We start from the raw sequence: 13,380 nt of genomic DNA on the forward strand, positions 1-13,380 counted from the left end.
CAAAATTGACGAGGGAAAACAAGGGCTTTTGCAATTCTTCCAAGAGGTTTTATCCATGGTAAATCTGCACAACAGACAACATTTATACCTATCTGGTCTTCAATTTAGAAGTGAATGATACCGGATGTGTGCAGGAGAACCAGCAGAACCAGGATCGGTGCCACGTAACGCAGCATGAACAACCACACCCGGAACCATCCGGAACGCAGGCCGGAAGCTTCCGCAGCCGTTTTCCAGAAGTATCCGGCAAAAATCGTTACAAGCAGTCCACCGACAGGAAGCAGAATGTTAGACGCTATAAAGTCCATCCAGTCGAACACACTCTTCGATCCAATGGTCCATTCAGGCAATAAGCCGATCGACAGTACCGAAGGAAGTCCCACGAGAAAGACTGCCAGTGATATCACCCATACTGCCCGATTCCGACTCCAGGACAGACGTTCCATGAAATACTTCACCGGTACTTCCAGCAAGGATACTCCCGACGTCAATGCGGCAATAGCCAGCAGGATGAAGAACAGTCCTCCAAACAGGAAACCAAGTGGCATGGCCGAGAAGGCTGCCGGTAGCGCTATAAAAATGAGTGACGGCCCCTGATCGGGTGCGATACCAAATGAGAATGTCGTTGGGAAGATGATCAGGCCGGCAATGAACGCATAGAGCAGGTCACCCACACCAACAGCGATTGTGGCCGCTCCGAGCGATTGATTTTTGTCCACATACGAACCATAGGTTATTAGAATACCCATACCGAGTGACAGCGAGAAGAAGGCATGTCCGAGCGCCACCAATGCTGATTCCGTTGTAAGTTGTGAGAAATCAGGATTCAGGAAAAAGGAAACCCCTGCTCCTGCACCAGGTAACGTTACGGCCCGGATCATCAAGACAATAAGCAACACCAGCATGGCGGGAATTAACACTTTGTTAAACTTCTCAATCCCGTTGGATACCCCTTTGGCTACAATCCAGCCTACAATAAGTACCGAGACCAGTTGCCACACGATTGGCATATAACCGCCTACGAAGGAATTGAATTGTCCCGCATAATCCGGATTGTTAAACAATGTTCCACTGAAGGACGTAATCGCATATTGCAAGGTCCAGCCTGCAATAATGACATAAAAAGAAAGGATGATAAAAGGTGTTAGTACTTGCAGCAAACCGGCTGCGAGCCAGCCTTTATGTCCGCCTGCTTTGATAAAAGCAGTTGCAGCACTTCCTCTGCCGCTACGACCAATCGCAAGTTCTGCGAGCAGCACCGGCAGACCAATCAGCAGCAAACAAACGATGAAGAGCAGGAAAAACGCAGCTCCTCCGTTCTCCCCCGTAATGTACGGGAATTTCCACATGTTACCCAGACCAACCGAACTACCAATGGCTGCCAGAATGAATCCGGCGCGAGAGAAGCGCTCACCTTTGCCAGTGTTGTCTTGATCAAGATTAGGCTTACTAAAATTCATCGTATCTACTCCATCACTTTAAAGTTTTCCCGTAATTATATACTACTCACCTTGTCAGGTCATTCGAAATTCGAAATTTGTCGAAATGTTATTTTTTTACATATAAAACGCACGGAAATCTTCATCTCATAAGTTCCTTAAACACAGTATGTGATAAAGTCCGTTAGTCCAACCGTATGAAGTTTCAACAAATCCGTATTCCCAACTGTTCAAAGCTCAATAGAATAAAAAAGAGGTGTCCCCTCAGCCACTTGGATGACTGCGGAGCACCTCTCTTTTTGAATTACACTTTAATTTGAAGTAACTCGTACTTGATAACGCCCATCGGAGCATTGACATGAATGACGCTGCCCACTTCTTTGCCCATTATCTCTTTGCCCAGCGGGCTCTCGTACGAAATTTTATTATTCGCAACATCGGCCTCGGCAGGACCAACCACTTTATATTCAATCTTCTCGGCGAACTCAATGTCATTAAGTAACACCGTCGATCCAATGCTCACTTTGTTGGAGTCTATATTGTCTGAAGAGATGACTCTTGCTTTTGTCAACATCTTCTCCAGAATCAAAATCCGTGTCTCCATAAAGGCCTGATCATCTTTGGCTGAATGATACTCACTATTTTCCTTCAGGTCACCGTAACTGATCGCGAGTTTAAGACGAGCTGCCAGTTCCTTACGCTTCACCGTCTTCAAATCCTTCAGTTCGTCCTCCAGCTTTTCCAAGCCTTCCTGTGTCAAAATCACTTCATCATTAGCCATTTTTCCATCTCCTAATCCTGCTATCTATCTATATTCTAACCTATATCCACTCCAAAGGGTTAGCATACCCCGGAAAAAGAAATAGCTCATCCATATATTGTATTTCAATGACATCAGAACCATGTCCATCTCTTGAGATGAATTTCAAGGCTTTGTTCAATTGTACCGCTACAATCTGCTCAACTGATGATGTTATTTTCATCCGTTCACTTTTACAATGAACTCAGGGCAGCAGACGTTTTATAAAAATTTGGGCTGCAGCCCACTATATGACGTGAGGTGATCTGAATGATTGAACCATTGAATACAGCTGAAATACAGGCCTATCTGAAACGGATCGGCATAGATGTTATAAAGGAACCTACACTGGAGTTCTTATTTGAACTCCAGCGAGCACATGTCCAATATTTATCCTGGCAAACGGTCGATATTTTTGCAGGTCGTCCTACGGGAATCGGTCTTCAAGATTCAATTCAGCTTATATTACAGGGACGCAGCGGATACTGCTTTCATCTAAATGGTGCATTTAGTGTTCTTCTCCGCTCGCTGGGTTATACGGTTGATTGGCATCGCGGGGGAGTACAGCCTCATGGGGAACAACCCCGTGTGAACTCATTCCATCTCGGTCTGTCTGTCCTTCTGCCGGATGCTGACCCGACAGTTGAGCGCTGGATTGTAGATGTAGGTCTGGGCGGAATGCCCTTTGAACCTCTGCCACTTCGTTATGGAACCTATGGTTTAGCTCCGTTCACGTACCAATTGATGCCATCATCTGTTGCTGCTGGAGGATGGCGGCTTGAGTACGAGCCGAATGGGCCAAGTGAAGGAGTCGACTATGCTCCCGAGGTAGTCCACGATCTGGGGGAGTTCTTTCCCAAACATGAATTCTACAGTCGGGCGTCCGAATCACCTTGGCATAACGCATTTTTGCTTCGTCAGCGTAATGAGAACCGCAGTAATGAACTACGTGGATGTATGCTTCGAACACATGATGATATCGAAGGAATCCGGAAAACGGAGATCCGGAATTATACCGAGTGGCGTAACGTATTAACTGAAATATTCCATGAACCCTTGGTGAGTTACAGCGAACTGGAATGCCAAGATATGTGGGAGCGAGTGCAGGCTGCACATATGGAATGGAAACAAGCGCAAGAAGCATGATGATTTGAGAGGAAGAGTTGAGGGTCCGTTCCATATAAAGGAAAGTTACTGAACTGCGCCGAATACGTACTCAGGTGATAAATGATGATAACTATTCGTGTACTCCAAGTTCCAGAAGTATTGCCCGAGGCGTACTGGAACCACTTTTTGTCGCAAGTTTCTGCCGAGCGACGTGCCCAGGCTTCGCGTTTTGTGCGTCAGGCTGACGCGTATCGCTCCGTGCTGGGCGAGATATTAACTCGTGTGACTTTGAGCAAGTTAACTGGACTGAGACCTGCTGATCTTTCTTTTACCCGTAATTCCTACGGCAAACCTTCGCTCAGTCACCATTCGGATGTACCATTCAACGTCTCCCATTCTGGTGATTGGATTGCTCTGATCTCCGGCGGTACAGATGAACTGGGCGTGGATGTGGAAAAAATAGCTCCAATTGACATGCAGATTGCAGAGCGTTTCTTCTCTCCTAAGGAGAGCCAGTTCTTGGCCGCTGAGCCTGACGATCGGCGGCTGGAGACCTTCTACCGTCTATGGACGCTGAAGGAAAGTTATATCAAGGCAGTGGGTATGGGGTTATCCATGCCACTGGACTCCTTCGCCATCCTACCTGATGAGCGGGAAGATTGGCATTGCAAACAGGCTTTGGCGCATCACTTCTATAGTCAGCGTTTGGATGATCAGCATATGCTTGCAGCATGTTCGGCTGGGGGAGAACTGCCGAGCAAGCCGGAAATCGTAACCTTGGAGGATCTCACGACTTTCATACTCTAAGGAATCCTCCACACGCTATTTCCTCTTATATGCTCTATATCACGTTGATATTGCTGAATTCTGTACCAATAAGAGGTGTGAGGTTCGTTAGAATTGCTAATCTGTACCTGCAGATCAGCAAACGATTAACTACTTAACTGATCAAGAAAAAGAGCGAGTCAATCCGGCGACAAATTTGCCCTTGTCCGGTATGACTCGCTCTTAATTTTATGGAAACTACTTTCAGGTAGCACCGTCTACTTGGCTTTCGTTGCTTCGTTCACAAACACAATCCTATCCTTCTTGCTTTGCCACCGATTCTGAACCCACCGCGGACGAACGTTTCAACTTGACAAATAATCCTCCAGCCGACGTCTTTCGTATCGTGGCTGCCGCATCGGCATCGCGGATTTTCAGTGCAAACCATAGCCCGATGAGCAGAAATGCTGCTGCCCCCAGCAAAGCCAAACGGTACGCCAGCATATTCGGCTCCATCGTGCCTGTCGCAGTCACTGTTGTTGTACCCGCTCCTGCCAGCACAGCAGAGAGCAAAGCCATGCCGATGGCTGATCCCAGACGGTTTTGAACCGTGAACCAGGTGGAAGCTCGTCCCATGGATGCAGGAGGAATCTGGGCGAAGGCAGCAATCTGTACAGCACCTACCGTCTGTCCCAAGAATATTCCTACGCCGAATAATAATGAACGGATGAACCATGGGTTCGTATCCACTGTGATCTGACTAAGTGTAATGAAGATAACAGCTGTACAGATCAAACCCATTGAGATCAGCTTTCGTGGGCCCAGCCGTGGATAAGTCCACGGGACAAGCTGAGAGGCAATCATCAGTCCCAACGCTTCCGGGAATGTAGTTAGCCCGGTTTCCAGCGCAGAAGCCTGTAGTACATTTTGATACATTAACGGAAATACATACAGCATACCCAACAGCCCGGCTGCCCCACATACGGATACCAGGCCTGTATAACGGAACAGTCGGTGCTTCAGCAAATGCAGATCAAGCAACGGCTGCTTTGCGCGTAGCTCCACCACGACGAGCAACACCAGAAGCAGAATTCCCGCCACGCCCGCTCCCATAATAAGCGGTGACGTCCAGCCCCGCAGCGCTCCCTGACTGAGCGCATACATCGTCAGTGCGAGTCCCGGCGCAGATAAAAACCACCCCGGTAGATCCAGTGGACCAGCTCCCTGTTCTCTGTGCTCCTTCAGATACAGCATGCCAAAGATCACCGCCGGAATACCGACAGGCAGATTCACATAGAAAATCCATCGCCACGACAGCTGATCCACAATCAATCCGCTCACAATCGGCCCGAGTGCTGGCGCGAGTGCAATGGGCAGTACCAACATCCGAGATACCTTGGCCCGTTCCTGCGGAGGAAAGGTCCGAAATAACATCGCCATCCCTACAGGTGTAAGCAGACCACCCCCTGCTCCCTGCAAAATACGGAAAAATGTCAATGTGCCTAGATTATCAGCCGTTGCACAAAGCGCAGAGGACACTGTAAACAGGGTCAGCGCTGACAGGAAAACCCGTTTCGTGCCCCATCGATCACCAAGCCATCCGGCGACAGGCAGAAATACAGCCAAACTCACCAAATACCCCACATTCAAGGTACCCGCAGCAGCCGGAGGAACCCCCAGTTCTTCACTAATGGTTCGTAGCGCCACGTTTAAGACCGTTGCATCCATGGCAACCATAAACATCGCCAGAACATACACAATGCTCACAATTGCCTTTGGATTCAGACGAAACCTCATCTTCCAACCTCATGAATCATGCCCGGCATCCCCGTTTCATCACAGAGACTCAGCGGCTTCAGGTCAGTCCATTGCTCCGCAATGTAATCCAGACATACACGTCGTTTGGCCTTCCCCAGCATCTGGGTCCAACCTGCCGGTACCGGAATGGATGCAGGCCACAGCGAATACTGTCCTTCATCATTCATTAACACCAGATAATTGCTGTCTTCATATTCAAAAGGGTTGCTCATCAGCTTATCCTCCTATTTGTGTTGAATGTTACGCTTTTTGTTCAGCATCTCCAGCCGGACGGATAGGGTACGGCAGATCTCCTCCAATGGACCTGGCTGACAAAGGTCTTTGTGACGACAGGCAATATCATGACGTTCCAATTGTCCTCCGATGTATGCATTCCACATCTCCGGTTCGATCGGATCGAACCAGTCGGGAATTATGGTGGACCGGAAGAAGATCAGGTCACCTTCGAATCGGGATAGCGTATATGCCCCCAAGATCCGGACGGAATTTTCATAGGTTTTCCGCAGCTTCATGATTGTCTCTTCATCCAAACTTGCCAGTGCACTTCCTTCACTACGAAGGATGCGCATTGCTGTCCCCATATCCAGCGGCCCATCCCCAATACTGTCCGGATCATATCCGCCGAGTGCAAGCAATGCCGTTAACGCTTCTTCCTCATCCGGTTCCCCGCGAATAGGCAAATAATGACTCGGATATGCATCCAGCATGGCGAGAAACTCTACTTCTTCTCCTTCGGACTGAAGCTGCACGGCCATAGCCTGAGCGACATTGCCACCCAGTGACCAGCCGAGCAAACGATACGGACCCTCGGGCTGTACAGACCGGATGTGACAGATATAATCCGCCGTCATATCCTCCAGTGTCGGTGGAAGCACTTCATACTCGGCAATCCCCCTTGCCTGCAATCCGTACAGCGGATACTCCATGCCTAGGTGTTTCATCAACCCGGCATAACACCAACTAAGTCCTCCGGCTGGATGGACACAGAATACTGGCAGATGCTGCCCATGCGTCCGGAGCGGCAGCAACACTTGCAGCGAGCTTTTCCCGGAATCTGCACCCATCTCCAATCGCTCAGCCAGTCCAGCTACTGTGGCCGTTTCGAACAAAATGCCGATGCCCGGCTCCTTGCCCATCGCTTCGCGAATTCGACTCATCAGGCGCACCGCAAGCAGCGAATGACCTCCCAGTTCGAAGAAACTGTCATCAATACTCACACTCGGAAACCCTAATACTTCGGCAAACAGATCACAGAGAATCTGCTCCTGCGGATTGCGCGGTGCTCGGCCATCAACCGATAATTGCATCTCTGGTGCAGGCAACACCTTGCGATCCAGCTTGCCATTCGGCGTAAGTGGCAGGATCTCCATCACAACCACCGCAGATGGGACCATATAATCGGGAAGGCTCGCTCCCGCATGTCGGCGTAACGCAGCCGTTTCCAGTTCTGCTTCACTGTCCGGTGCAGGAACAATATAAGCGACAAGACGTTTATCTCCCGGCTGGTCTTCACGAACGATAACAGCCGCCTGAGCCACGCCCGGATGTTTTGCCAGTACAGCCTCAATCTCACCAAGCTCAATGCGGAACCCGCGGATTTTCACCTGCTGGTCGGCTCGTCCCAGATAATCAAGCGAACCATCGTGCAGGCGCTTTGCCAAGTCTCCCGTACGGTACATACGTGTACCCGGTGCACCATATGGATCGGCGACGAATCGCTCTGCCGTGAGATCTGGCCTTCCCCAATAGCCACGAGCCAGACCCGCTCCCGCCACATACATCTCTCCAGTTACACCTGTTGGCACAGGCTTCAGATGATCATCCAGCACATAGACGCGCAAATCTGGAATAGCGCATCCAATCCAGCTGCTTGCGCCCTCCGCAGCGCTGCCTGCGTGAAGTTCTTTGTAGCTGACATGGACCGTTGTTTCCGTAATACCATACATATTGATGAGCCTTGGAGCGTCATCCACATGGCGTTCATACCAGTCGTCCAACCGTCCCAGCTCCAGTGCCTCGCCTCCAAAGACCACATAGCGGAGTGCAAGCTGCTGTCCGAAGACCGGATTTTCCCTGTCAGCCTGCATCAGTTGGTAGAACGCAGATGGCGTCTGGTTCAAAACGGTTACTTTTTGCTCGGCGAGAAGTCGCAGGAATGCTCCAGGTGATCGGCTAATCTCATGGGGAACAATAACCAAGCTTCCTCCATACAGCAGGGGGCCCCAGATCTCCCACACGGAGAAGTCAAACGCATAGGAATGGAACAACGTCCACACATCGCTCTCGTCAAAATGGAACCAATGCTGCGTTGCATCCAATAACCGGATGACATTTGCGTGCGGAATCACGACACCTTTGGGTTTCCCTGTTGAACCCGAGGTATAGATCATATAAGCCGGACGTAGCGGAGTTACCCGTCCATTCCGTTCATGGTCTGCCGGGTTACGCTCATTCATGAGTTCCAATCGCCGCAAGGTATGCAGATCGTCCATGTTAATACATTCAATGTTCGCCATTTGCGGCAGCAGGGCATATACCTCTGTACTTGTAATCATCACTTTCGGTGATGCGTCCGTCAGCATATGTGTTAAACGGTCTGCCGGATAGTTCGGGTCCAGTGGCAGATAGGCGGCACCCGTTTTGAGCACGGCAAGAATGGCTACGACCATCTCTACCGAACGAGGTAAGGCTAGGGCCACCATCTGTTCCGGCCCAGCACCTCCTGCGATCAATAGTCTCGCCAGTCGATTAGCCCGTGCATTCAGCTCCCTGTAAGTCACACGGATATCCTCGCAATGGAGGGCTACCGAACTGGCGTGAGCGGCTGCCTGTACTTCAAAACGCTCGGCTATGGTCAACTGTGGACCTTCATCTTGTGTAGCAGTCCACTCCTTTTCAAACTGAGCATGTTCTAATGGTGTAACCAGGTCAAATCTGCTGATGCGTTCATCCATCTGCTGTACAGCATCCTCAAGCACCTGCATCAACCGAACGACCAGTTCTCCGGCGGTCGATTCACGGTAGAGGTCTGCACTATACTCCAGTACACCTTCAATTCCGGCTGGAAGTCCGTTCTGCTCCCGTTTCTCCGTCAGTTCAAGCGTAAGGTCGAATTTGGATGAACCCACACCGTGAATGCAAGTCTCTGCTTCAACACCCGGCAGCTCAAGACGAATATCCGGCGTATTTTGCAGCACCAGCATCACCTGAAAGAGCGGATGTTTAGAACGAGATCGGGGCGGATTCAGCACTTCGACCAGCCGTTCAAACGGTAAATCCTGATGTTCATAAGCAGCAAGATCGGCTTCCCGCACGCGGGCCAACAGCTCTCGGAAGGTCGGATCGCCCGAAGTGTCCGTACGCAGGACCAGCGTATTGATGAACATCCCCACGACATCATCCAGCGCATCGTCACTCCGTCCGGCAATCGGTGTACCTATCGCAATATCCATGCCTGCACCCATTCGAGTAAGCAGCACAGATAACGCCGAATGCAGAAGCATAAACAGACTTACTTTATGCTCACGGGCGACTGTCGCAAGCTGCTCATGCAGACGTTGACTGATCGCAAATGGCACCGTCCCTCCTCGGTAACTGGACACCACTGGTCGGGTATAGTCTGCCGGGAACGTGACTTGTTCTGGCAAGCCTGCTAGCTGGTCAGTCCAGAACGCTAACTGCCTCGCGATCAGACTGTCGTGCCGCTTCTCATCCCCAAGCAGGCTCTCCTGCCACACCGCATAATCAGCATACTGAATGCGTAGCGGCTCCCAAGCCGGAGCAGATCCACGCAGACGAGCAGTATAAGCCTCCGACAAGTCCCGGATAAGCCGTGATAAGGACCAACCATCCCCTGCAATGTGGTGAATCAGCACCAGCAATGTATGTTCGTCCGCATCCGTATGGAACAATCCCGCACGTATGCCGGGTTCGGTACTAAGTTCGAAGCTGTAACGCGACGCTTCTGCCAGCAGCTCGGGCAGCTTCTCAGCCGAAGCCCGGGTGAGTTTCACATTCACTGTTACATCTGCTGCATGGAGGATATGCTGGCTCGCCGAACCCAGATCTGGCGGATACAATGTGCGAAGTGTCTCGTGACGGGCAACAATATCCTGCAGGGCGTTTCGGAGAGCGTCCACATCCAGCTTCCCGGTCAACCGGGCAACCAACGGAATATTATAGGTGGGATTAGCCCCCTCCAGGCAATAGAGGAACCATAACCGTCGCTGGGCAAAGGAAAGCGGAATCTCACCCACACGCCGCACAGGCTGAATAACGGGTCTGACGGACTTCGCCTGATCCAGCTTTCTGGCAAGCCCTGCCGCTGTCGGTGATTCAAACACACTGCCGATGTTCAGTTCTGCCCCGAATACATCACGTACTCTGGCTATAATTCGCCCAGCCAGCAGGGAATGTCCACCCAGTTCGAAGAAATCATCATCAATGCCTACCCGAGCTACACCCAGGATCTCGGCAAACAGGCTGCAAAGGATCTCCTCCTGGGGTGTACGTGCCTCCCTCCCGTTTGCATTAGATGTCAATGCAGGCACAGGAAGACGTTTGCGATCGATTTTTTTGTTCGGTGTCAGCGGCATCTCTGGAAGCAGCATGAAGGCAGAGGGCACCATGTAATCCGGTAACGCATCAGCTAAATGTGCTCTGATATCAGCCAGATCGATGTCAGCTTGATGATCTTCCGCATCAGCCACGATATATGCCGCTAACCGTTGGTTCCCAGGTTGGTCTTCACGTGCCATGACCGTAACCTGTGTTACACCCGGATATCTGGAGATTACCGACTCAATCTCCCCCAGTTCAATCCGGAAGCCCCTGATTTTGATCTGATGATCTGCCCGTCCCAAATAATCGATGGAACCGTCCGGCAACCATTTGGCCAGGTCTCCTGTCCGGTACATTCGACTGCCCGGCTGTCCGAAAGGACTCGCGACAAAACGTTCTGCGGTCAGATCGGGTCTGCCCAAATATCCCCGTGCAAGTCCCTCTCCTGCGATATACAATTCCCCTGCTACACCTGGAGGTACAGGCTGCATACTCTGATCCAGCACATAGAGCTGTGTGTTACGTACCGGACCACCAATGGATGGTTTGCCTGAATGTTCTTTCCCCAGCGATGCAGCTGTAGAATAGATGGTTGTCTCCGTGGGCCCGTACTGATTATTGACCTGACAGCCCAACGCCTCCAGCGAAAGCTTCAGTTCCTCGGATAAAGCCTCTCCTCCGGTAATCACCGTTAGCCCATCGAATCTTCCCGGGCAGCTCGTCACCAGAGACTGCCATAACGTTGGCGTAGCCTGCATGATCGTCGTCTCTTGTTCTCTCATCTTCCCGGCCAGTGCTACCGGATCAAGAATCGTTTCCTTTTGCGCGATATCCAGTCTGGCCCCAGTCGTCAGTGGCAGGAAGATTTCCAGTACGGAGATGTCAAAAGCAATCGTGGTCACCGACAGCCAGCGATCCTGCGGACCAACCTGTAGTCTCGTCTTCATATCTTCAAGCAAATTGGTTAATCCCAGATGAGTTACAGCTACACCCTTGGGCTTACCGGTAGAACCGGAAGTATAGATCAGATACGCAGGGTTGAGCAGAGAAGCTATACCTGGCAGATCATCACCTTCGGGATTGCTTCCCGACTGGCAACTCACTGCCTGTATCATGTCCGGTTCATCCATAACCAGAATCGGTACACTGGACATTTGCGGAATGTGTGAGAAGTTGTTCATTACCGTCACCACACAAGCAGGCTTGGCATCCTCCAGCATATAGATCAGGCGCTCTTCGGGATAATCCGGGTCAAGTGGCAGATAGGCTGCTCCTGTTTTGTGAACAGCTACAATCGCGATAACCACTTCCAGTGAACGAGGCATCGCTATGCCAACCACCTGCTCCGGTCCTGCTCCGTAAGTCTGTATCAGTTCATGTGCCAGTTGATTCGCAAGTTCGTTCAGCTCTGCGTAGGTCAGCGATGTCCCTTCGAATGTCACTGCCGTTGCAAGAGGTGTGCGCGGAACCTGCTGTTCAAATAGTGCTGCTGAATTCCACTCAGCGATGGCATGATGCGTCTGATTCCATCCTTCCAGCACTTGTTCGCGTTCGGGAGGGAGCAGGATGTTCATCTGTCCAACCGATATGTCTTCTGTCCCTTCTGACATCAGGGATTGCAGGATTTGTACATAGCGAAGCTGATGATCACGCAATTCCGAGTCCACATAGATTGAAGGGTTGGCATCAAAAGCTATACTCATTCCATGACCATGACCCTGGTCCACAATATGAATTGACAGATCATCCACTGGACCCGTGGACAGATTATGGATCATGCCACGTGAGCCAGCAAAATTCAACTCGTGATGGAAAGGCATCACATTGATCATCGGTCCAAACAGACGCCGATTCTCTCCCAAGAGCTTGAGATCACGCCTTAGATCCTGATGCCGATATCGCTGGTGTTTGCGTACGGCCCGAATCTCCTTCACAATCTGTCCCATCAAATCAGACAGATTCATCTGCGAGTCCAGGTACAGGCGGAGCGGAAGCACATTCATGACCATGCCTGGAACACGCAGCGATGCTGAACCCAATCGGCACATCACGGGCAAGGCCAGAACAACATCAGTTGACCCTGTCATTCGGTGTACATAGATAGCTGTTGCTGCAACACAGAGATCCGGCCAAGTCGCACCGAACCTTCCCGCTGCTGCTTGCATTTGCTCCCGCTGTGACGGTGTGAGCACCATACTCTGCCGCAGGAACTCGGTTGATGTACGCGGAGCACGTTCACCCAGACTGACCACATCCGGAGCATCCGCGAATCGGTCGACCCAGAACTGTTGATCCTGCTCTCGGTAGGTGGAGGATGAATAGGCTTCATCTTCTTCGAGAACGGAAGTCAGTGATCCAAAGGCTGCCGTACCCTGTGCCTGTGCTGCGCCCTCTCCCTGAAGGCTTGCAGAGTACAAGCTGGCAATCCTGCGTGTGATCAGGGATACGCCGTACCCATCAATCGCAATATGGTGAATGCGTTGGTACCAGTAATACCGATCCTCACTCACCCGGAAGAGAGCTTCTGTAAATAGTGGACCAATTGCCAGATCAACAGGCCGTGCCAGTTCCTGCTTCATCCAGTCGAGCGCAGCCGTATGAGGATCAGCCTGATCACGCACATCCATGACATGGAATGTCCAATCATTCATGTTGGTGCGCAGAGATTGCCACGGGCCTTGCTCATTTTCGCCATATACCATATTCAGCGATTCGGCCTCCATCACGGTCTGGCGTACACTTTCTTCAAATCGTCCCGTATGGATCTGACCGTCAATAACCACATACTCGGCCGTGTTGTACATCGGGTTGTCCGGATTCAACTGTTGAGCATACCAGATGCCGGACTGTGCAGAAGATAAAGGCCAAGCTGTGTTCCAACTATGCGACATC

The 13,380-nt window shown here is 51.0% G+C and carries 7 protein-coding genes; 2 read left to right on the forward strand and 5 right to left on the reverse strand.

Annotated elements, in window-relative coordinates; translation table 11 throughout:
• Nucleotides 1-104: 104 nt before the first annotated feature.
• A complete protein-coding gene (locus tag MKY66_RS29180) occupies nucleotides 105-1,460 on the reverse strand; it encodes a sodium-dependent transporter (RefSeq protein ID WP_076213838.1) in 1,356 nt (451 codons plus the stop codon).
• Nucleotides 1,461-1,743: 283 nt separating this feature from the next.
• The gene (gene greA, locus MKY66_RS29185; protein WP_047840913.1) at nucleotides 1,744-2,220 is read right to left on the reverse strand and encodes a transcription elongation factor GreA; all 477 of its coding nucleotides are present in this window, start codon (nucleotides 2,218-2,220) and stop codon (nucleotides 1,744-1,746) included.
• Between the two features lie 288 nt (nucleotides 2,221-2,508).
• On the opposite strand from greA, the gene MKY66_RS29190 reads away from it, so the two are divergent.
• Nucleotides 2,509-3,384 (forward strand): arylamine N-acetyltransferase, encoded by an 876-nt coding sequence (locus tag MKY66_RS29190; RefSeq protein ID WP_076213836.1) that lies wholly within the window; start codon nucleotides 2,509-2,511, stop codon nucleotides 3,382-3,384.
• A gap of 81 nt (nucleotides 3,385-3,465) precedes the next feature.
• Complete coding sequence (locus MKY66_RS29195) at nucleotides 3,466-4,152, forward strand: 4'-phosphopantetheinyl transferase superfamily protein (RefSeq protein ID WP_083657242.1); 687 nt, start codon at nucleotides 3,466-3,468, stop codon at nucleotides 4,150-4,152.
• Between the two features lie 273 nt (nucleotides 4,153-4,425).
• Here MKY66_RS29195 and MKY66_RS29200 read toward each other — a convergent pair whose 3' ends face one another.
• From MKY66_RS29200 to MKY66_RS29210, 3 genes are read right to left on the reverse strand one after another with little or no spacing between them, the layout of a single operon-like run.
• Entirely contained in the window at nucleotides 4,426-5,907 is a 1,482-nt protein-coding gene (locus tag MKY66_RS29200; protein ID WP_076213833.1) for an MDR family MFS transporter, read from the reverse strand.
• Nucleotides 5,904-6,140 carry an MbtH family protein gene (locus tag MKY66_RS29205; RefSeq protein ID WP_062836669.1) on the reverse strand — a complete coding sequence of 79 codons (237 nt, stop codon included), beginning with the start codon at nucleotides 6,138-6,140 and terminating at the stop codon, nucleotides 5,904-5,906. Before MKY66_RS29205 ends, MKY66_RS29200 begins: the two co-directional genes overlap by 4 nt.
• Before the next feature lie 12 nt (nucleotides 6,141-6,152).
• Nucleotides 6,153-13,379 (reverse strand): non-ribosomal peptide synthetase, encoded by a 7,227-nt coding sequence (locus MKY66_RS29210; protein WP_076213991.1) that lies wholly within the window; start codon nucleotides 13,377-13,379, stop codon nucleotides 6,153-6,155.
• Between the last annotated feature and the right edge of the window lies 1 nt (nucleotide 13,380).

Origin of the sequence: Paenibacillus sp. FSL R5-0766, from assembly GCF_037971845.1 — a bacterium.
Taxonomy (GTDB): domain Bacteria; phylum Bacillota; class Bacilli; order Paenibacillales; family Paenibacillaceae; genus Paenibacillus.